A 19,486-nucleotide genomic window follows, 5' to 3' on the forward strand; every position below is an offset into this window, starting at 1 on the left:
GGAGTGCTCAACGCGATGGCCCACCGCCTGCGCCAGCCTCTTCCGGGAGCCCAGCCGCGGCTCCGCTTCGAGATGCCCCCGGAGCAGGACGACGAGACGACGCCCGAGACTGAGACGGGCACCCGCTTTGGCGATCCCGGCCCGCGAATGTCCTCCCAGCACCCCCTCTACGTCGGGTTTATGGGGACAGTCGGCGTCGGCGTGGCCCTGCTGGTCTACTGGATCGGCTCCAACACCACGCAGCTGCTCCTCTGGATCGTGGCGGCGCTTTTCATTGCGCTGGGCCTGGACCCGGTGGTGCGCTGGCTCGAGGCGAAGAAATTTCCCCGCGCCGCCGGCATTGTGGTCGCCGTTTCCACCCTGGCCCTTGCTGTCGCCGCCTTCTTCGCGACGCTGATCCCCACTATCGTCCAGCAGGTGACCCAGATCGTCGAGGAGGCGCCGCGCTGGATCACGGACTTCATCAACTCGGACTTCTTCCGCAGCATCGACAACCAGTACGGGGTGCGGGAACGTATCTCCCAGGAACTGGAAAAGTTCGTCAACAACCCGGAGGCGATGGGTGGCATCTTCGGCGGCGTCGTCGGCTTCGGCTCAACGGTGGCGAATGGTCTGTTCGGTGCCCTGATTGTGCTGGTGCTCAGCCTCTACTTCCTGGCCGCCCTGCCTGCCATGAAGAAGTGGGGTTACCGCCTTGCCCCGCGGTCGCGCCGGCACAGGGTCGAGGCCCTGTCCGAGGAAATCACCGGTTCGGTCGGCAACTACGTGATCGGCCAGGCCGTCGTCGCCCTCGTGAATGCCACTTTCGCGTTCATCGTGATGACGATCGTCGGCGTACCGTTCGCGGTGCTGCTCGCGTTCGTTGTGGCCCTGCTGGCCTTCATTCCGCTGGTCGGCGGGCTGATCGCCGGCGTCATCGTCACGCTGATCGCCCTCACGGCGGGCTGGCAGACCGCTGTGGTCTATGCCATCTGCTACTTCGCCTACCTGCAGTTCGAGGCCTACTTCATCTCGCCGCGCATCATGCAGAAGGCCGTCGCGGTGCCGGGCGCCGTCGCCGTGATCTCGGTCATCGCCGGCGGCAGCCTGCTTGGTGTGCTGGGGGCGCTGATCGCGATCCCCACCGCGGCCGCCATCATGCTGCTGGTCAAGGAGATCTTCATCGTCCGCCAGGACAAGCACTAGAGAGTTTTTCGCTACGAAATAGGACAGCCGCTGCGTGGATCCACGCAGCGGCTGTCCTATTTCGTAGCGTCCTTGCACCCGGCGCTCAGGCGTGCGCCGTGGCGACCGGACCGTCCCATTCCTGCGGCAGTCCGGAGTCCGTGCCGCCGGAGCCGCCCGGCAGGACCTCCTGGACGATCTCGTTGAGCACCCGGCCGGCATACTTCTCCCCCACCCACAGGTGCTTGGCACCGTCCACGCCCACGACCCGGGCCTGCGGCACCAAGCCGAAGCGCTCCGTGGCCCCGGCCGGCTGGAGGTAGTCGTCATGCTCGGGGACGAGCACCTTGAGCGGCTTGCCGGTGGCCGCCCACTCCTTGAGGTGCACATCTGTTGCCCGGTGCAGGGGCGGCGAGAGCAGGATGGCGCCCTCCACTTGGGAGGCCACCGGCTCGGTTGCCCCGTACATCAGCGCGAGCTCGGTGCCGAAGGACCATCCCACCAGCCAGCGGTTCGGCAGGCCGCGGTCGACGGCGAACCGCACGGCCGCCTCGACGTCCAGGCGTTCGCCGATGCCCTCCTCGAACGTTCCGTCGCTGGTTCCGCGCGGCGAGGCGGTGCCGCGGGTGTTGAACCGGAGCACGGCGATCCCGGCGAGGGCGGGCAGCCGGTACGAGGCCTTGCGGTAGACGTGCGAGTCCATAAAGCCGCCGTGGGTCGGCAGCGGATGGAGGGTGATCAGGGTGGCCTTCACTTCGCCGGACTCCGGGAGCGCCAGCTCGCCGACGAGCCGGTGCCCGTCGCCGGTCCGGAGCTCCACGTTCTCCCGGCGGGCCGGCAGAACCGTGGAGGCGCGGATCGCGGTCGGTGCGGAAGGCTGGTTGAAGACGTACGACGCCGGGTCAAAACTCATGCGTCCAGCTTAGCGAAAGCAACCGGCGCAGCCGCCAGGCGACGACGCAAAGCGGAACCACAAGGCAGAACCGTCAAGCAGATATCCCGCGAATCAGTCAGCGGTAACGGTAGCTGCGCGAGGTCCAGCAGTTGGTGTGCCAGTGCCGCCGCTCCGCCAGCCCCGCGGCCGCCCCGAAGAGGTGGTCCTCGGACCACACGACGAGGTGGGCGACGCCGGGCAACACCGCAGTCGAACAGCCCGGGCAGATGTAGGTCTTCTCAGCCCGTCCGGCGGTGATGGGCCGGACCGACCATTCGCCGTCCGGCGCACTCTCGCGGCGCGCGAAGCCCGAGCGTGCGCGCTCCAGGTCCAGCTCGGGCACCGGACCGCCCTTCGCCCCGGGCTTTGCCGCCTTGCCGGAGCCGGACCTGCCTGGCACGGCACGGCGGGGGCGGTTCGAACGGGGCATGGTTCCATTCTGCCCCAGTCCGGGTGCCCCTTGTCCCCGCAGACGGTAGTGTTGGGCTGGTGCGTTTAGTGATAGCCCGTTGCTCCGTTGATTATGTCGGCCGGCTCAAAGCCCATCTCCCGCTTGCCACCCGGCTCCTGCTGGTCAAGGCCGACGGTTCCGTCCTGGTCCATTCCGACGGCGGTTCCTACAAGCCGTTGAACTGGATGAGTCCTCCAGCGTCCCTGAGGGTTTCCACCCCTGAGGACGTCGACGTCGAAATCGGCGTCGTCGAGCAGTGGACCGTCCAGTCCGCCAAGACCGACGACCGGCTGATCATCAACATCCATGAGCAGCTCCACGACACCTCCCACGAGCTCGGCCAGGACCCCGGGCTGATCAAGGACGGCGTGGAGGCGGACCTGCAGCGGCTGCTGGCCGACCAGATCGAGCTTCTGGGTGCCGGCTTCTCCCTCATCCGCCGTGAGTACTTCACCGCCATCGGCCCGGTGGACATCCTGGCCAGGGATGCCAGCGGCGCCACAGTGGCCATCGAGCTCAAGCGCCGCGGTGACATCGACGGCGTCGAGCAGCTCACCCGCTACCTCGAACTGCTCAACCGCGACCCGCTTCTGGCTCCGGTCCGCGGGATCTTCGCCGCCCAGCAGATCAAGCCCCAGGCCAAGGTCCTGGCAAACGACCGCGGCATCGATTGCGTCACCCTGGACTACGACGCGATGCGCGGCGTCGACGACGTCGAATCCCGGCTCTTCTAAGTCGAATCCCGGCCCTCCTAAAAGGCAGCGCCCCGGCCGTTCAACCGGAACTGGCCGCAGGTAATGCACGGCCACAGGCATTCATCGATACTTTGTACAAAATTTATGCCAATTGTGCGCCGTGCCCGTTGACCTGACGCAACTGTCATGAAATTCTTATACGAGTCTTTGTGTAGGTGTTTTTTCATGCTCGCAAGACATGTTGCGAGCGTGAAGCGCCTGCCGCCGAAGCCCGGATAATCCGGTCTCACAGCCAAGGGTTCTTCTCGCGGAGTGACCAAGTCCGGCACGAGGTGTGCCGGTCTTAACCAAGATCCATAATGAGGAGAAATACATGGCACAGGGAACTGTCAAGTGGTTCAACGCTGAAAAGGGCTTCGGCTTCATCACCCCGGATGACTCCGATGGCGATGTCTTCGTTCACTACTCGGAGATCCAGACCGGCGGCTTCAAGACCCTCGACGAGAACGCCCGCGTTCAGTTCGAAATCGGCCAGGGCGCCAAGGGCCCCCAGGCTACCGGCGTAACGCTGGTCTAGCAACCCGCAGCGGAAACCGCCTGCGGCGGTCTCCGCGCAAGAAATGATCCCCGGCTTCTGAGCCGGGGATCATTTTTTGGCCTTGTTGGCGCATTGTCTGGGTTATCGGACCAGACGCCGGTACCGCGGGAGGCCGCGATGCGCGGTTTATGGGCAGCGTCGGCCGGCACCCGGGACACCGCCAGATTTCCAGCCAGCGCTGCTCCGGATTTGCCCGTTTTGTCCCAAAACCTCATTGTTTGGCCCGTTGCCGTGCATTGTTTCGACGCTGCAATGGGGGCCGCGCTATTGGCCGGTTCGTATTGTTGCGGCCGTTAGCGCGCGGTATTAGCGCACGAGGCTCCTGAGCAGCCGTGCACTTTGGCGCACGGACAAGCCGGGGAGGTACGCCCGGCTCAGCGCCCGGCCCATGGCCGGCAGCTGCAGGGGGTCCTGGTAGTAGAGGTACAGCGTCCGGTAGTCGGGCTTGAAACGGGACTTGAAGGTTGCCAGCGAACGGAACCCGTACACGGGCTCAAGTGCTTTTCCTACGACGTCAAGTATTCCCGCCAGCCCTCCGGACGCCGCCTCCTCGCCGGCAACGTCCGCCACCTTCGCCGTGTCCTTGGCCAGCGGCGAACCGGACAGCGAGATGACCTCCACCGAGCTGCGCAGCTCCTGCACCGCGGAGGCGATGAGGAATTCCATGACGCCGGGGAAAGCGTCGCCGCGCCGGCGCATGAAGTCCAAGGTCCAGCTCACGAGCCGCCCGTCCGTGTACACCGGCAGCCAGCTCGTAACGCCCTGGACCTGTCCTTCGGCGTCGACGGCGACGCAGCAGAGCACCTCCGCGTCAACGAGCTCGTCGATGCCGCCAAGGGTGAAGCCCATCTCCGGGACGGACTTCTGCGCGGCCCACTCCTCCGAGACCTCGCTCAGCTGGGCGCGCAGCGCCGGCGAGAAGTCGGTGTAGCGGCCCCACACCGCGCGGACCCCGGTCTTGTCCGCCCGGTTCAGGGCTGTACGGACGTTCTGCCAGTCCTTGCCCTTGAACTCGAGGGAGCGCACTGCCAGCCTGGTTTCCTGGGCCACGGCCACGCGCCGGAAACCGCGTCCCTTCAGCATCGGCCACAGCTCATCTGTGCAGGAGTAGAAGCACGGGATGAGGGCGTGTTCGGCGCAGTAGCGGATGAAACCTGCCGCGGTCTCCTCGTGGAACGCCGCCGGGCCGAAGGGCCCGGCCAGCGTCAGCGCGACATTGCCGTGCTGCTGGTACGCCACTCCCCCGCGGCCCTCCGGTGCGAACCAATACTTGTTGGGCTCCCACAGCGCCATCCAGGACAGGGAGTCCCCGCCCTGGCGGATCAGTCCGCGGGCAACGTCCCGGTCCTCCGCCCCGGCGTCGGTACGGTGCAGCCGGCGCTGCAGGACCAGCCAGACGGCGGCCAGCGCGACCGCCCAGAAGATGATGCCGGAGGTGGCGAAGAGGAAGGCCTCGACGGCGTCACGGCCCTCGAAGATGCGGCTGTAGATTCCGGGGATGGGTACCGGAAGGTACTGGCGGGACAGTTCGGCGGCCAGTCCCAGCAGGCCGCCGTCGCGGTCCATGCCGCCGGAGGCCAGCCACACTGCGGTGTAGCCGGAGGCCAGCACCAGCCAGGTGCCGCCGACAACGGCGGCGAGGGCACGGCGGGCCCGAGGACTGGTTTCGACGCGGAACTGGCGGCGGTTGGCCGCGAGCAGCACCACCAGCACCAGCGGCACCACCACGAGGGGAAGGATGTGGACAAACCCGGACCCCATCACTCCGGTGCGCGGCCGGTTGGGGTACTGCGGAATCCTGGCGAACAGGGACAGGTACACGGCGGCCATTGCTGTCACCGCGAGCTGGAGCGCGATCGCGATCCGCAGGGCCAGCCGGCGGCCGTGCCGCATGCCGTCGGCGCAGATGAGCAGCAGCACCACGGGGACCACCGCCAGCGCGAGGCCCAGCGGACCCGCAAAACCGGCGCGGCCGGCCTCAAGGCAGGTGGCATCCAGTGTGCCGCCGCAGTACTGTTCCAGCTGGTTCAGCGTGGGCAGCGGGTTCAGGACGACGTCCCGCAGCAGGGCCAGCGGTCCGGTGGGGGTCCGGACGGTCGCCGTCAGGATGGGTCCGACGGCGAAGATCGCCACGGTAAGCGCGAGCAGGTTGCGGGTCTCGCGGCCAGTGGAGCGGTGCCGGTGCAGTGTGCCTTTGTCCCCCTGGATCCACCAGCCGGCCGCGAGTCCGGCCAGTGCCCCGGCGAACCCGACGACGGTTTCCGCGTGCCCGACGTACATCACAAGCATGAGGGAGATGGAGATGACGGCGGTGCGCAGCCGCCGCTGCCACAGCGTGGGCAGCAGCCCGCTGGACGCCAACGACACCGCGAGGACAGCCGCGTACGGGCCCATCAGCCGCGCGTCGACCATCCGGCTGAGCCAGCCGTCGTCGACATAGCGGGCGAGCTGGGTCAGCAGCAGGAACAGCGTCACCGCCGCGAACTGGGCGGCGAAGTAGAACACGGCGGTACGCCGCGTCCCCAGCTGCCGCTCGGCGAGGCCCAGCAGGAGCAGGATCATCAGCGCGGCCGCGGCGTAGGCCAGCAGGTTCGTGGCGAAGAACATCGACGTGAACAGCGCCCACCAGCGTCCGGCCTTCAGCTCCGGTGCACTGACGGAAGCCACGTCGAGCAGCGATTCCGGTGGCCCGGAGAGAAAGCTTCCGGTGGCTGCGCCGGTGATCAGGAAGACCGCGAGGACCGCCAGCGTGAAAGGTATGGCGCGCAGATGCCCCAGCGACTGCCGGACGCCCTGGCGGCCGAGGCCCTGAAGGGAGGCAGCCCCGGTCCCCGGCTGCTGTGCCGTTGCTCCCGGGGTCACTGCGTGACCCCCCAGCGGGAGGCCAGGAACTCAAGGCCCCCGGGCAGCCCCTTGGACGCGGTCTCCCAGGAGTGCCCGGCACCGGGAATGCTGTGGGCCTCCACAGTGAACCCGGCGGACCGCGCCGCTGCCGACAGGAGATCCATGTAGCCGAGGAATTCGGGGTCCCGCTCACCGGCGCCAAAGTAGATGGCATGCCCGTCAAAGCGGTTGTCCTTCATGAGCCGCAACGGTGTCTGGCGGTCGAAGGCTTCGGTGTCACCGCCAAAGGAGGCGGAAATGGTCTTCTCCCGCTCCTTGGCGAGGGCGGGTTCCTTCTCGCTGGAAAAGGCCAGGGCGGAGCTGTAGACGTCCGGGTGCCGGGTCACCATCTGCATCGCGCAGGTCCCGCCGAAGGAGAAACCCCCGGCCGCCCACCGCGACGGGTCCGGATCCACGTCCAGCGTCCGCTTGATCCAGGCCGGCACATCCGTGGCGAGGAACGTGTCGGCCCGGGCGATCCTGCTGTCCATGCAGAGGGTGTTGCCCGAGGCGGAGCCGTTGGGGTCCACCACCACCACCACCGGGGCCACGCCGTGGTGTTCGGCCGCGTACCGGTCCATGCGGCTGCGCAGCGCCCCTCCCGTGAGCCAGTCCGCCGGCGCGCCCGGCTGCCCGGAGAAGAGGACCAGGACGGGAAGGGCCGGCCGCGGAGTGGCCTGGTAGGCGGGCGGCAGGTAGATGTAGGCCTCCCGGCTTTCGAAGCCCGAGCTGGTGCCGGGGATCATGGCGCGCCGCATCACGCCGCCGTCGGGCAGTTCAGCCGGTGGCTTCCATTCGGACAGGCCGACGCCGGCCGGCGCTCCCGGGGCGCGTTTCAGCCCGTCTTCCAGCGGCTGGATCCGTGCCACGGCCGTGCCCATCAGGTCACTCATTGTGTGGTTGAGGCCAAAGTAGCCGTTGATCTGGACGGAGGAAAGCAGGACGACGCCGAGCAGCGCGGCCGTTGCCGCCGCGGTCGCTCGGGCGGGGCGGCGCGGGCTTCCCTGCCTTGGGGGCCCGGCGTTTCCGGGCCGCCAGAGGCGCCACAGGCGCATGGTCCAGAGCAGCAGTGCCGTGACCGAAAGAAGGGACCAGGCCAGGACCTCGCGGGGCAGTTCCTCCGGGAAGACCGAGAAGGCGTAGATCATCAGCCAGTGCACACCGGCGAGCAGCGCGGCGGCTGCCAGGAGGGCCGCGGCCGGGGGAAGCAGGAATTCCAGCCGGCGGCGGGCGGCGGCATTCCCGCTGCGGCGCCGTGCGCCGTGCCACAGCAGGTAGGCCAGGCCCGCGGCGCCGGCGGCCCACGCAATCCACAGCACCGGCCCGTCGACGAGACGGAGGTCTTCGAGGAAGTCCACCGGGGCTAGCGCCAGGTGCCGACGCCGACGACCGGCCCGGCCTCAAGCCAGGAAGACAGTCCGGTGTAGGCGTCGAAACGCATTGCGAGCAGGACGTCCTGCCCTTCGTACCGGAGTTCTACGATCACGGCGTCGGGCTGGACCTTGACGAGTTCGGATTCGGTGGGCTTGCGCCTGCCGATCAGCTCCAGCGAACTCCGGCGGAACGTGTGTTTCGGCCGCATGCTCAGCGAGGCAAGGCGGAACCACTCAAGGTCGTTGTCCTGATAACGACAAACCCCCATCTGCCAGCTGTTACCAGCCGTGCAAATGGAGGCGTCCACCGTGCCCAGGGCGCGCCGCAGATTGAAGCGGCGCACCCCGGAAAGGCACAGTGCAAATACCAGCAACGCAAAGATCGTTGCCAGGACGATGAACGGAAAAACAGTATCGTTCATCAAGGTCGTGCTAGCGGATCCCCGCAGTAGCCGCGTCGCCCATTTGGGCGTTGTCAGCAACAATGACGACCCGGTTGTTGTCGACGGAGAAGAATCCGCCATCGACCACTACAGCAATGCGGTCACCGGAGACCGGCTGGATTGCCAGCTCACCTTCGGCCAGAATCGCCAGCAGGGGCGAGTGGCCGGGCAGGATTCCGATTTCACCATCGCTGGTGCGGGCCTTGACCATCTTGGCCGCTCCGGACCACACGAAGTGGTCCGCTGCGACAATCTCAACCTCAAGCTCAGCCATATTACTTGGTCTGTTCCTGGATCTTGGCCCACTGGCGCTCGACGTCATCCAGGCCGCCGACGTTGAAGAACGCCTGCTCTGCGATGTGGTCCAGCTCGCCGTCGCAGATCGCGGTGAAGCCTTCAACAGTGTCCTTGATGGACACAGTGGAGCCTTCGACGCCGGTGAACTGCTTGGCGGTGTAGGTGTTCTGCGAGAGGAACTGCTGGATGCGGCGTGCACGCGACACGACGATCTTGTCCTCTTCGGAGAGCTCGTCAACGCCGAGGATGGCGATGATGTCCTGGAGTTCCTTGTTCTTCTGCAGGATCTGCTTGACGCGGACGGCCGTGTTGTAGTGGTCGTTGCCGATGTACTGCGGATCCAGGATGCGGGACGTCGACGTCAGCGGGTCAACGGCCGGGTACAGACCACGGGAAGCGATTTCACGGGAAAGTTCCGTGGTCGCGTCGAGGTGTGCGAAGGTCGTGGCCGGAGCCGGGTCGGTGTAGTCATCTGCGGGGACGTAGATGGCCTGCATCGAGGTGATCGAGTGGCCCTTGGTGGACGTGATGCGCTCCTGGAGGAGGCCCATCTCGTCAGCCAGGTTGGGCTGGTAGCCCACGGCCGACGGCATGCGGCCGAGGAGGGTGGAGACCTCGGAGCCTGCCTGGGTGAAGCGGAAGATGTTGTCGATGAAGAGCAGCACGTCCTGGTTCTGCACATCGCGGAAGTACTCCGCCATGGTCAGGGCCGACAGGGCGACCCTCAGACGCGTTCCCGGCGGCTCGTCCATCTGGCCGAACACAAGGGCGGTGTCCTTGAGGACGCCTGCCTCTTCCATTTCGACCCAGAGGTCGTTACCTTCACGGGTACGCTCGCCGACGCCGGCGAACACCGAGGTGCCGCCGAAGTTGCGGGCAACACGGGTGATCATTTCCTGGATCAGCACGGTCTTGCCGACACCGGCGCCACCGAACAAGCCGATCTTGCCACCCTTGATGTACGGGGTGAGAAGGTCGATGACCTTGATGCCGGTTTCCATCATCTCGGTGGAACCCTCGAGCGTCGCGAAGGCAGGAGCCTTGCGGTGGATGGGCCAGCGCTCGGTGATCTCGAGTTCCGACTCAGCCACGTCAAGCGGCTGTCCGAGGACGTTGAAGATGTGTCCCTTAACGACGTCGCCGACAGGCACGGAGATGGGGGCACCCGAGTCCACTACAGCAGTGCCGCGGACGAGTCCGTCGGTTGCCTGCAGGGAGATGGCGCGAATGACGTTGTCGCCGAGGTGCAGCGCAACCTCGAAGGTGATCGTCTTGGTCTCACCGTTGAGAGTAATCTCGGTGGTGAGTGCGTTGTAAATCGAGGGGATTGCGTCAGCCGGGAATTCGACGTCGACAACCGGGCCAATAACACGTGCAATACGGCCGGTAGCACCGGTCGTCGCGGCTACGTGTTCGGTAGCAGTGGCAGTCATCTCTCTCACTTCACTCAGTAGATGGCGTTGGGGTTAAGTTTACTTTGGTGCAGGTACAGCTGGTTCCGAACTCAGGGAGGCTAGGACGCGTTCAACGCGTCGGCACCGGCCACGATTTCGGAGAGCTCCTGCGTAATTTCAGCCTGGCGGGCGGTGTTGCGCAGACGCGTGAACTTCTTGATAAGCTCCGTGGCGTTGTCGCCGGCGGACTTCATTGCCCGCTGGCGGGCAGCGAGTTCCGAAGCTGCTGCCTGCAGCATCGCGGCGAAGATACGTGATTCGATGTAGCGCGGCAGCAGAGCATCGAGAACCTGCTCCGTTTCCGGCTCGAATTCGTAGAGCGGCAGGAGGTCCGATTCGGACGCAGCCTGCTCTTCGACAACCTCAAGCGGGAGAAGACGGACAACCGTCGGCTCCTGGGTGACCATGGACTTGAAGCGCGTGTAGACGACATGGATCTCGTCGACACCGCCCTCTGCGTAGTCCGTCGCGAAGTCAGTCAGCAATGCCTCGCCGATTTCCTGCGCGGTGGCAAACTCCGGTGCGTCCGTACCGCCGGTCCAGACACGCCCGTAGGGACGGTTCCGGAAGTCGAAGTAAGCCTGCGCCTTGCGGCCGACCAGGTAGAACTTGACTTCCTTGCCCTCCTCGACGAGCAGCTCGTTGAGGCCTTCCGCCTGCTTGAGCACGCTCGCGGAGTACGAACCTGCGAGGCCACGGTCCGAGGTGATTACCAGGACGGCGGCCCGGCGGATCTGCTCCGGCTCGGTGGTCAGCGGGTGGTCGATTTCGCTCTGGCTTGCGACAGCAGAAACGGCACGCGTGATGGCGTTTGCGTAAGGCAGTGAAGCTGCTACGCGTGCTCGGGCCTTCCCGATGCGCGAGGTAGCGATCAGTTCCATCGCCTTGAAGATCTTGCGCATCGACGTCGTCGAGCTGATCTTCTGGCGGTAGACCCGGATCTGGGCTCCCATACTTATCCTTTCCTAAGATCCCGTTGGCCGGGACTGCCGGAACCCGTTGGGGTTCCGGCAGTCCCTGCCAGCGAAACTAGCGCTTCTGCTTGACGATTTTTTCCTGGTCGACCTGTGCCTCGTCGATGGCGGCGTGCTCTTCGTGCCCCGCACCAACCAGCTGGTTGTCTCCCTCGCCGAAGAAGCCCTTCTTGAAGTCCACGATCGCGGTCTTCAGTGCTTCTGCAGTGTCATCGCTCATGACGTTGGTCTGGGCCAGCGTCGTCAGGATGGAGGACTTGTGCTTGAGGTGCTCCAGGAACTCGGTCTCGAAGCGGTTGATGTCCTCAACCGGAACGTTGTCGAGGTGACCGTTGGTGCCGGCCCAGATGGAGACGACCTGGTTCTCAACCGGGAACGGCGAGTACTGACCCTGCTTGAGCAGTTCCATCAGGCGTGCACCACGGGTCAGCTGCTGGCGCGATGCGGCGTCGAGGTCCGACGCGAACATTGCGAACGCCTGCATGTCGCGGTACTGGGCCAGTTCCAGCTTCAAAGTACCGGAGACCTTCTTCATGGACTTGACCTGGGCGGCGCCACCAACGCGGGAAACGGAGACACCCACATCGACGGCGGGACGCTGGTTGGCGTTGAAGAGGTCCGACTGCAGGAAGATCTGGCCATCGGTGATGGAGATCACGTTGGTCGGGATGTAGGCGGAGACGTCGTTTGCCTTCGTCTCGATGAGCGGCAGGCCGGTCATCGAACCTGCACCGAGCTCGTCGGAGAGCTTGGCACAACGCTCCAGCAGGCGGGAGTGCAAGTAGAAGACGTCGCCCGGGTAGGCTTCTCGTCCCGGCGGGCGGCGGAGCAGCAGCGACACTGCACGGTAGGCCTCGGCCTGCTTGGAGAGGTCATCAAACACGATGAGGACGTGCTTGCCGCCGTACATCCAGTGCTGGCCGATTGCCGAACCGGCGTACGGTGCCAGGTACTTGAAGCCTGCGGGGTCGGACGCGGGGGAAGCCACGATGGTCGTGTACTCCAGAGCGCCATTGTCCTCAAGCGTCTGGCGGACAGCCGCGATCGTGGATGCCTTCTGGCCGATTGCCACGTAGATGCAGCGGACCTGCTTGTTGACATCGCCGGAAGCCCAGTTGGCCTTCTGGTTGATGATCGTGTCGATCGCGATTGCCGACTTGCCGGTCTGGCGGTCACCGATGATCAGCTGACGCTGGCCGCGGCCGATCGGAATCATGGCGTCGATAGCCTTGAGGCCGGTCTGCATCGGTTCGTGGACCGACTTGCGCTGGGTCACGCCGGGCGCCTGGAGTTCCAGTGCACGGGTGGTCTCGGCCTTGATCTCGCCGAGGTCGTCGATGGGCTCGCCCAGCGGGTCGACTACGCGGCCGAGGAAGGCGTCGCCCACCGGTACGGACAGAACCTGTCCGGTGCGGTGAACTTCCTGGCCTTCTTCGATGCCGGTGAAGTCACCGAGGATGATGACGCCGATCTCGCGCACGTCGAGGTTCTGGGCCAGGCCCAGGGTGCCGTCTTCGAAGCGAAGCAGCTCGTTCGCCATGACCGAGGGAAGGCCCTCAACACGGGCGATGCCGTCACCTGCGGTTGTTACACGGCCGACCTCTACGCGCTCTGCGTTTCCGGGTTCGTAGGACGCCGCGAACTCGTTCAACGCATTACGGACGTCGTCGGCGTTGATGGTCAATTCGGCCATCTGCAGTCCCTGCTCTCCTGTTTTCGTGATCATCGTTGCTCACGATGACCGGGGTTTCGTTTCGTTAAGTTGTGCTTGTCCGGCTGGCTAGGCAAGCTGACGGTGAAGCTGGCCCAGGCGGGCGAGGACCGAAGCGTCTACCACTTCGTCACCGACCTGGATCCGGATGCCACCGATAAGCGCCGGGTCAACGTTCATGTTGATCTTGAGCTCGCGCCCGTAGAGGGCATTCAGCCCCGCCTGAAGGCGGCTGGTCTGTGTCTCCGTCAGCGGACGGGTGACACTGACCGTTGCAATCCAGCGCTGCTGGCGCTTGGCTGCCAGCTCGGCGAAACGACGCACAAGCTTGGTCACCTTGAGCCCGCGCGGCTGCGAAACTGCCTGTCCGATGAGGACTTTCGCTTCCTCGCTGGCACTGGGCACGAGCTTTTCGGCGAGTGCAACCTTGGCAGCCGGGCTGGCCTGCGGTTCGGACACAGCACGCTGTACCTCGTGGTTGGACTCCACAGCCTGGTTGAAGGAGAACAGATCGTTCTCCAGCGCTTCCAGTCCGGTGATTCCTGAGGCAGAGACGGCAGACTTGTTCTCAGCAACGGCGATGACCACCGAAGCGGCAAGAGTCTCGAGTGCATCGCCGATATCCCGGGCGGATGCCCAGCGTGAGCCGGCCAGTCCGCTCGCGATTTCCACAGCGTCCGCGGAGACTTTCCCGCTGAAAAGCTGCTTGACAAGCGCCGACTTCTCGTCACCGGAGCGGGACGGGTCAGTCAGGGCGCGGCGCAAGCCAGCCGAGCTGTCCACCGTTCCCAGGATTCCGAAGAGTTCCTTAGCCAACTGCAGCGAGGCAGAAGGAAGCTTGGCTTCCAGCGCCACCAGGGCTGCGGTCAGCGATTCGCTCGATACACCTGCCATTACTTAGCTGCACCTGCGTTCTGGTTCTCCAGATCTGCCAGGAAACGGTCAACCACACGGGCCGAACGCTCGTCGTCCTCGAGGGACTCGCCAACGATGCGCCCTGCCAGCGTGGTGGCAAGCGTGCCCACCTCCGTGCGGAGCGACACAACGGCCGCCTGACGCTCGGACTGGATCGCAGCGTGGGCCTGTGCCGTGATACGGGCAGACTCGACAGCTGCCTTCTCCTTCAGGTCCGCAAGGATCTGAGCGCCTTCGGCACGGGCTTCCTCGCGGATGCGGTTGGCCTCGGCACGGGCATCGGTGAGCTGCTGCTTGTACTCTTCGAGTGCAGCGGATGCCTCTGCCTGAGCCTTTTCAGCCTTGGCGATGCCGCCTTCAATGGCCTCCGCACGCTCAGCGAAGGTCTTCTCGAACATCGGGACAACGTACTTGACCACGATGAACATGAGAACAGCGAAGCCGGCGAAGACGACAAGCATTTCCCAGGGATTGGGAACCAGAGGGTTGGCGCCCTCTGTGGCGGCTGAGATGATCAGCTGATTCATAATTCACCCGTCCTTATCTACTCGGTTCTGGATGTTCGCTTAGTTCTAAAGTTCGAAACTAGAGAACGAAGGCGAAGACCAGGCCGAGGATGGCGAGGGCTTCAGTCAGCGCGAGGCCGAGGAATGCGATCGGCTGGAGAACACGCTGTGCCTCCGGCTGACGTGCGACGCCGTTGATGTAAGCGGCGAACACGAGACCAACACCGATACCACCGCCGATTGCGGACAGACCGTAACCTACGAGGTTGAGATTGCCTTCCATTTTTTTCCTTTCAAGATGCCATCTATGTGGCAGGTTGTTTGGTGTACTTCTACCCCGTGAGGGGAAGTTTGTGGGGTGCCTAGTGGCTGTCCGCGTGCAGCGCGCCTTCAATGTAGATGGCGGTCAGCAGGGTGAACACGTACGCCTGCAGGACCATAATCAACGCTTCCAGCATGTACATGGCGATCGCGCCGCCAAGGACGAGGACCGACGTGCCCTTCAGCAGGAGGTTCTCCTGCGTGACGAGGTACTCGATGCCGGAACCGGCGATCATGACGATGAGGTGGCCGGCCAGCATGGTCGCAAACAGACGGAGGCTGTGCGTGACCGGGCGGACCAGGAAGTTGGAGATAATCTCGATCGGAATCACGATCGGAAGAATGTAGCCCGGGACTCCGGACGGCACGGTGGCAAGCTTGAAGTACTTCAGGCCGTTCTTCTTGACGCCGATGGCGATCCAGGTGACGTACACGATTCCGGCCATCACGTAGGCGCCGCCGACATGCGAGAAGGTGGGGAGCTGGATCAGCGGAATGGCGCCGTAGATGTTGTTCACCAGGATGAAGAAGAAGAGGCTGAACAGCAGCGGGACGTACTTCATGAAGTCTTTGCCGCCGATGATGTCCTTGCCGATGCCGTTGCGGACGAAGCCGTAGGCGGCTTCACCTGCAAACTGCAGCCTGCCGGGAACAAGCTGACCCTTGCGGGCAGCCATCAGAAAGAATGCGGCGATAATAACGACCGAAAGGATTACCAGCAGCATCTGCTTGGAGAATCCGTCGGCCGCCCCCCACGGCACGATTGCCGGCAGGTGGATTTCTTCAATTCCAGGAGGCGTAAAAGTTCCTGAATCTTGGGCCGGGAGCGCAAGCGCGATCAACGCGTTTCCTCTCTGCAGTGTCCATCATTGGGCGTTGGTAGGGAAAAGGCGGCGTAGCTGCCGGCCTCTCCCCCTGTGAAATTATTTGGCATTACTGATCCTCGTCCTTGGACGGGCCACGTGCAGCATTGTCCCCGCCAACGGAATTACCCGGGCTGGTGAGGCCGTGCATATGAGAAAGATAGAACCCTCCCGCGGCTCCCAGCAGGGCGCCTGCGAGCACAATCCAGCGGGTTCCCCACAGATTATCCAGACCCCACCCTATCAAACTCCAGACGAGGATTCCGCCAACAATGTAGCTGAAGACGGCGATGCCGGCGTTGTATCCGCCGTCGCGTCCGTTGTCCGAAACGCCGGGGGCTCCGGCGGTGCTTTCAGGGGTGCGGGGCTTGTTCTTCTGCCGGTCTTTGCGGCTAAACATCGGTGCCGCCTTCCGGGGTCTCGGGGTCGTTGTAGAGCTGCAGCCGTGCCTTGCTGAATCCATAGATCTCTGCGGCCTGCCACAGGACCACGGTCACGACGGCGCCGGCCAGGAACCAGCGCCCGTTCAGCCACTCGGGGCTGCCGATGGCGAACAGCACCACGGCAAAGCCAACGACCTTGATGAAGTACGTGGCCGCGAACAGGCCGATGGCACCGGACGAGTGGTTGCGGCCGCCGAAGTGTCCGACCAGGAGGCTGATCGCGAAGAAGGCGATCACCAGGGCCCCGCCGAAGAGGGAGGACAGTGCGGCCGCGGTGCCGTCGAGCAGCAGTGCCGCCAGGCTGGTGAGCAGCAGTGCTCCACCGCCAGCGGCCGAACTGATGGCCAGCAGGCGCAGCCACAAGGATTTTGTGGGACCTGAGACACCAACGGGTCCGGCACCGGGCGTTCGTCCGGGTTCGGCGTTGGAGGTCATGTGATCCCAATCGTCGAGGTGTTGGTTTGCTGGTCAGAAGTCGCGGGGTCAACCCGCCCCTGAATTCTACACGAGATAGAACATGCAGTTGTCCGGTTCGTCACCGGGGGCCGCTGCGGCTCAATACATCTAGGACGCCGGCACCCGGGTGACCTTCTTCCGCCGCCGGAAGTGCCGGATAAGGTCTGGGGACGCAAGGTAGAGCGCCAGCACGGCCAGGCTTCCGGCCACGCAGAGCACCACCACCGGCAGCGGAGCCGTGGCGGCGATGAAGCCAAGGACGATGACCGCGGCCGTGCATACCGAGACCGTGCCGGCCGACTGCAGGTGCGAGAAGCCGACGTCGGTCAGACGCTGGTAGACATGCTCACGGTGGGACGCGTACCACCGTTCGCCCGCGTTGATCCTGCGCAGCAGGGTGTACCCGGTGTCGGCCAGGTAGACCAGGATCGGCGACAGGACGTATTCCACGTAGACACCGCTCAGGAACCCTGCCACCGCCAGGGCAGCAACCGAGGCTCCGAGCAGGTAGCTGCCGACGTCGCCCAGGAACACGGAGCCGCGCGACAGGTTCCAGGGCACGAATCCCAGAAAAGCCATGGCCAGCACGGCGCCGCCGGCGGTCAGCCACGGCTGCCCGGACAGCCCACCGGCCACGGCATAGGCGGCGCCGGCGAGAATTCCGTGGAAACTGGAAATGCCGTTGATGCCGTCCATGAAGTTGGCAATGTTGATATAGGCCGCAATGGCCAGCGCGGCCAGCGGCAGCCACCAGAACGACTGGCCGGTAAGGACCAGCAGGGCTGCGGAACCGGCGGCGCCGATCCCCAGCTGAGCGGCGGCGCGGCCACGGATCGAGAGACCCCTGAGGTCTTCGATCCAGCCCACTCCCGCGCTCGCGGCGATGATCGCAAGAACCACGAGGAAGACCGAGCGGTCCACTGTCACCGCGCCCAGGACGACGGCGGCCGCGTATCCGATGCCGGTGGCCAGGGAAACAGCCACCCCCATGCCACGAATGGTGGTCCGGGCGTGGGAGGACCTGGCCGACGGAACGTCGACGACGCCCATCTTGACCAGCCACGGCTTGACCGCGAACGGAAGCAGGAGGCTCGCGAAGAGGGTGATGCCGGCGGCGAGGAGGACGGGCATCATGACGCCGCCCTGATGCTCTCGCCAGGTTCATCGGCCTCGTCGTCGGGGATGGACTCAATGTCGAGGCCCTGCTCGGCCTCGCAGCGGGCCAGCCAGACATCAAGGTTCAGCCCGTCCGGGTCCTGCTCGTGTGCCCGGGTGTGTGAAATCTTGGGATGCAGGGGGCGCTCGTCCAGCTCGCCGGTTCCCACGAGTTCCTCGTGGAGCTTTTCGCCGGGCCGGAGGCCGGTATAGATGATGTCCACCTTCTTGCCGGACATGGCGATCATGCGCTGGGCGACGTCAAGAATCCTGACCGGCTCCCCCATATCAAGGATCATGACCTCGCCGCCGCGTCCGATCGCACCCGCCTGGATGACCAGCTGGCAGGCCTCCGGAATCGTCATGAAGAAACGGGTGACCTCCGGGTCCGTCACAGTCACCGGACCGCCGACGCGGATCTGCTCCGTGAAGAGCGGCAGCATTGAGCCGCGGCTTCCCATGACGTTTCCGAACCGGACGGAGACGAACTTGCGGCCGGTCTGGCCCGCCATCCAGGCGGCAAGCTTTTCGGCGACGCGCTTGGAGTGGCCAAGCGCCGTCGTCGGGTTTGCCGCCTTGTCGGTGGAGATGTTCACGAAGTGCGAAACACCTGTGCGTTCGGCCGCGCGCAGCACGTTGAGGGTGCCCAGGACGTTGGTCTTCCAGGCCTCGACCGGATACTGCTGCAGCAGCGGTGCGTGCTTGAGGGCGGCGGCGTGGAACACCACCTCCGGACGGCGGTCCTCGAAGATCTCCTGGAGGGCGTCCCCGTCGCGGATGCTGGCCAGGACCGTGTCGCGCCCGGCGAGCAGTCCCCGGCCGGTGATGGAAATCTGGGTCTGCTGCAGCCCTGTTTCGTCATGGTCAAGCATGATCAGTTCCGCCGGAGCGAACTGGACGATCTGCCGGCACAGCTCCGAGCCGATGGAGCCCCCGGCGCCGGTGACCAGGACACGCTTGTCCTTGATGTAGCCCGCAATCTCGTCGACCTTAATGTCGACCGGCCGCCGCCCGATCAGGTCCTCGACCGCCACGTCACGGAAATCGGAGAATCCCTCGGGCGCCCCCCGGCCCAGCATGTCCCGGAGCGGGGGAAGAACCAGCACCCGGACGTTCAGGCCGGCGACGGCGTCGGAAATCCGCCGGACGACGGATGCCTCGACATTGGCGAAGGCCAGCACCAGCACGGAGGCGCGGGTGCGCCGAATGAGGGCCGGCAGGTCGTCGCCGCGGCCCAGGACCTGGACGCCGGAGAGGCGCAGGTGCTTCTTGGTGGGATCGTCGTCGATCAGCCCCACCGGGAAATACGGCGAATCGGCGTCCTGCAGCATGCGGTTCAGCAGGGAGTTGCCGAGGAAGCCCGCACCGTAGATCAGGGTGTTCTGGGCGCCCTCGCCGGGACGGTTCTTGCCCTCGACGTAAAGCCGCTTGGCGTAGCGGGCAGCTCCCATGAAGAGGCAGGCGAACGGGAAGGCGATGAGCCCGACGCTGCGGCCGATCCCGATGGTTTCATAGAGCACCAGCAGGCTCAGCGTGATGGAGGCGGCCACGATCACGGTGACGAAGACAAGGGCCTTGGCCTCCTGGAAACTGCCGAAGGGATACCGCCCGCGGTAAAGTGCCAGCGCATAGCCGGCCGCGGCCTGCACAAGGATGGCGATGGCCATGATGATGATGGCGCTGAACAGCTGCTCTTCCCGGAGGCCCATCTCGTAGCGCAGCAGCAGGGCGAGGATGATCGCCACGACCCACGACATCGAGTCGAGGAACAGCTGGATCCAGATCCAAAGCGGAGGCTTCTTCTCGTCCAGTGCTGCGGCGGGTTCGCGCGCTTCAGATTTCGTAGTCAA

20 protein-coding genes are annotated in these 19,486 nt (G+C 65.1%); 3 read left to right on the forward strand and 17 right to left on the reverse strand.

What is annotated here, in order from left to right:
• Nucleotides 1-15: 15 nt before the first annotated feature.
• The gene (locus LDO13_RS11920; protein WP_224049772.1) at nucleotides 16-1,185 is read left to right on the forward strand and encodes an AI-2E family transporter; all 1,170 of its coding nucleotides are present in this window, start codon (nucleotides 16-18) and stop codon (nucleotides 1,183-1,185) included.
• A gap of 85 nt (nucleotides 1,186-1,270) precedes the next feature.
• Here the strand turns inward: LDO13_RS11920 and LDO13_RS11925 are convergent, their stop codons facing one another.
• Together LDO13_RS11925 and LDO13_RS11930 are read right to left on the reverse strand one after the other, a co-directional pair.
• A complete protein-coding gene (locus LDO13_RS11925) occupies nucleotides 1,271-2,077 on the reverse strand; it encodes an alpha/beta fold hydrolase (RefSeq protein WP_224046947.1) in 807 nt (268 codons plus the stop codon).
• A gap of 97 nt (nucleotides 2,078-2,174) precedes the next feature.
• Nucleotides 2,175-2,528, reverse strand: a complete 354-nt coding sequence (locus LDO13_RS11930) for an ATP/GTP-binding protein (protein WP_224046948.1) — start codon at nucleotides 2,526-2,528, stop codon at nucleotides 2,175-2,177.
• A 59-nt stretch (nucleotides 2,529-2,587) separates the two neighbouring features.
• Between LDO13_RS11930 and nucS the strand changes: the two genes are divergently transcribed.
• Nucleotides 2,588-3,283 (forward strand): endonuclease NucS, encoded by a 696-nt coding sequence (nucS, locus tag LDO13_RS11935; protein ID WP_224046949.1) that lies wholly within the window; start codon nucleotides 2,588-2,590, stop codon nucleotides 3,281-3,283.
• Between the two features lie 334 nt (nucleotides 3,284-3,617).
• Entirely contained in the window at nucleotides 3,618-3,821 is a 204-nt protein-coding gene (locus LDO13_RS11940; protein WP_024365900.1) for a cold-shock protein, read from the forward strand.
• A gap of 327 nt (nucleotides 3,822-4,148) precedes the next feature.
• On the opposite strand, the gene LDO13_RS11945 is transcribed toward LDO13_RS11940, so the two are convergent.
• The 15 genes from LDO13_RS11945 to LDO13_RS12015 all read right to left on the reverse strand — a co-directional run bounded on the left by LDO13_RS11945 (nucleotide 4,149) and on the right by LDO13_RS12015 (nucleotide 19,486).
• Nucleotides 4,149-6,704, reverse strand: a complete 2,556-nt coding sequence (locus tag LDO13_RS11945; RefSeq protein ID WP_224046950.1) for a DUF2156 domain-containing protein — start codon at nucleotides 6,702-6,704, stop codon at nucleotides 4,149-4,151.
• The gene (locus LDO13_RS11950) at nucleotides 6,701-8,083 is read right to left on the reverse strand and encodes an alpha/beta hydrolase-fold protein (RefSeq protein ID WP_224046951.1); all 1,383 of its coding nucleotides are present in this window, start codon (nucleotides 8,081-8,083) and stop codon (nucleotides 6,701-6,703) included. Before LDO13_RS11950 ends, LDO13_RS11945 begins: the two co-directional genes overlap by 4 nt.
• Before the next feature lie 5 nt (nucleotides 8,084-8,088).
• Complete coding sequence (locus LDO13_RS11955; protein WP_224046952.1) at nucleotides 8,089-8,520, reverse strand: DUF2550 domain-containing protein; 432 nt, start codon at nucleotides 8,518-8,520, stop codon at nucleotides 8,089-8,091.
• Nucleotides 8,521-8,530: 10 nt separating this feature from the next.
• Nucleotides 8,531-8,815 (reverse strand): F0F1 ATP synthase subunit epsilon, encoded by a 285-nt coding sequence (locus tag LDO13_RS11960; protein WP_069952229.1) that lies wholly within the window; start codon nucleotides 8,813-8,815, stop codon nucleotides 8,531-8,533.
• A gap of 1 nt (nucleotide 8,816) precedes the next feature.
• The gene (gene atpD, locus LDO13_RS11965; protein WP_056426125.1) at nucleotides 8,817-10,271 is read right to left on the reverse strand and encodes a F0F1 ATP synthase subunit beta; all 1,455 of its coding nucleotides are present in this window, start codon (nucleotides 10,269-10,271) and stop codon (nucleotides 8,817-8,819) included.
• Nucleotides 10,272-10,351: 80 nt separating this feature from the next.
• A complete protein-coding gene (locus LDO13_RS11970; RefSeq protein WP_224046953.1) occupies nucleotides 10,352-11,245 on the reverse strand; it encodes a F0F1 ATP synthase subunit gamma in 894 nt (297 codons plus the stop codon).
• Between the two features lie 76 nt (nucleotides 11,246-11,321).
• A complete protein-coding gene (gene atpA, locus LDO13_RS11975) occupies nucleotides 11,322-12,959 on the reverse strand; it encodes a F0F1 ATP synthase subunit alpha (RefSeq protein WP_224049773.1) in 1,638 nt (545 codons plus the stop codon).
• Nucleotides 12,960-13,046: 87 nt separating this feature from the next.
• Complete coding sequence (locus LDO13_RS11980) at nucleotides 13,047-13,871, reverse strand: F0F1 ATP synthase subunit delta (protein WP_224046954.1); 825 nt, start codon at nucleotides 13,869-13,871, stop codon at nucleotides 13,047-13,049.
• Nucleotides 13,871-14,419 (reverse strand): F0F1 ATP synthase subunit B, encoded by a 549-nt coding sequence (locus tag LDO13_RS11985; protein ID WP_224046955.1) that lies wholly within the window; start codon nucleotides 14,417-14,419, stop codon nucleotides 13,871-13,873. The genes LDO13_RS11980 and LDO13_RS11985 overlap by 1 nt, the downstream gene beginning before the upstream one ends.
• A 58-nt stretch (nucleotides 14,420-14,477) precedes the next feature.
• Complete coding sequence (gene atpE / locus LDO13_RS11990; RefSeq protein ID WP_009356484.1) at nucleotides 14,478-14,681, reverse strand: ATP synthase F0 subunit C; 204 nt, start codon at nucleotides 14,679-14,681, stop codon at nucleotides 14,478-14,480.
• A 79-nt stretch (nucleotides 14,682-14,760) separates the two neighbouring features.
• Nucleotides 14,761-15,561 carry a F0F1 ATP synthase subunit A gene (gene atpB / locus LDO13_RS11995; protein ID WP_224046956.1) on the reverse strand — a complete coding sequence of 267 codons (801 nt, stop codon included), beginning with the start codon at nucleotides 15,559-15,561 and terminating at the stop codon, nucleotides 14,761-14,763.
• 91 nt (nucleotides 15,562-15,652) lie between these two features.
• Nucleotides 15,653-15,982, reverse strand: coding sequence for a hypothetical protein (locus tag LDO13_RS12000; RefSeq protein WP_224046957.1), 330 nt, complete (start codon nucleotides 15,980-15,982; stop codon nucleotides 15,653-15,655).
• On the reverse strand, nucleotides 15,975-16,460 hold the full coding sequence (locus LDO13_RS12005; protein ID WP_224046958.1) for a hypothetical protein: 486 nt from the start codon (nucleotides 16,458-16,460) through the stop codon (nucleotides 15,975-15,977). The genes LDO13_RS12000 and LDO13_RS12005 overlap by 8 nt, the downstream gene beginning before the upstream one ends.
• 129 nt (nucleotides 16,461-16,589) lie before the next feature.
• The gene (locus tag LDO13_RS12010) at nucleotides 16,590-17,615 is read right to left on the reverse strand and encodes a UDP-phosphate glycosyltransferase (RefSeq protein WP_224046959.1); all 1,026 of its coding nucleotides are present in this window, start codon (nucleotides 17,613-17,615) and stop codon (nucleotides 16,590-16,592) included.
• A complete protein-coding gene (locus tag LDO13_RS12015; RefSeq protein ID WP_224046960.1) occupies nucleotides 17,612-19,486 on the reverse strand; it encodes a nucleoside-diphosphate sugar epimerase/dehydratase in 1,875 nt (624 codons plus the stop codon). Before LDO13_RS12015 ends, LDO13_RS12010 begins: the two co-directional genes overlap by 4 nt.

This window comes from Arthrobacter sp. NicSoilB4 (assembly GCF_019977335.1).
Taxonomy (GTDB): Bacteria; Actinomycetota; Actinomycetes; order Actinomycetales; family Micrococcaceae; genus Arthrobacter.

Coding starts and splice junctions, on each gene's coding strand:
- LDO13_RS11955 (WP_224046952.1), bottom strand. CDS start 8,520: ATGAACGATACTGTTTTTCCGTTCATCGTCCTGGCAACGATCTTTGCG.
- LDO13_RS11925 (WP_224046947.1), bottom strand. CDS start 2,077: ATGAGTTTTGACCCGGCGTCGTACGTCTTCAACCAGCCTTCCGCACCG.
- LDO13_RS12010 (WP_224046959.1), bottom strand. CDS start 17,615: ATGATGCCCGTCCTCCTCGCCGCCGGCATCACCCTCTTCGCGAGCCTC.
- LDO13_RS12005 (WP_224046958.1), bottom strand. CDS start 16,460: ATGACCTCCAACGCCGAACCCGGACGAACGCCCGGTGCCGGACCCGTT.
- atpA (WP_224049773.1), bottom strand. CDS start 12,959: ATGGCCGAATTGACCATCAACGCCGACGACGTCCGTAATGCGTTGAAC.
- LDO13_RS11960 (WP_069952229.1), bottom strand. CDS start 8,815: ATGGCTGAGCTTGAGGTTGAGATTGTCGCAGCGGACCACTTCGTGTGG.
- atpD (WP_056426125.1), bottom strand. CDS start 10,271: ATGACTGCCACTGCTACCGAACACGTAGCCGCGACGACCGGTGCTACC.
- LDO13_RS12000 (WP_224046957.1), bottom strand. CDS start 15,982: ATGTTTAGCCGCAAAGACCGGCAGAAGAACAAGCCCCGCACCCCTGAA.
- LDO13_RS11940 (WP_024365900.1), top strand. CDS start 3,618: ATGGCACAGGGAACTGTCAAGTGGTTCAACGCTGAAAAGGGCTTCGGC.
- LDO13_RS11970 (WP_224046953.1), bottom strand. CDS start 11,245: ATGGGAGCCCAGATCCGGGTCTACCGCCAGAAGATCAGCTCGACGACG.
- LDO13_RS11930 (WP_224046948.1), bottom strand. CDS start 2,528: ATGCCCCGTTCGAACCGCCCCCGCCGTGCCGTGCCAGGCAGGTCCGGC.
- atpE (WP_009356484.1), bottom strand. CDS start 14,681: ATGGAAGGCAATCTCAACCTCGTAGGTTACGGTCTGTCCGCAATCGGC.
- LDO13_RS11985 (WP_224046955.1), bottom strand. CDS start 14,419: ATGAATCAGCTGATCATCTCAGCCGCCACAGAGGGCGCCAACCCTCTG.
- LDO13_RS11980 (WP_224046954.1), bottom strand. CDS start 13,871: ATGGCAGGTGTATCGAGCGAATCGCTGACCGCAGCCCTGGTGGCGCTG.
- LDO13_RS11920 (WP_224049772.1), top strand. CDS start 16: ATGGCCCACCGCCTGCGCCAGCCTCTTCCGGGAGCCCAGCCGCGGCTC.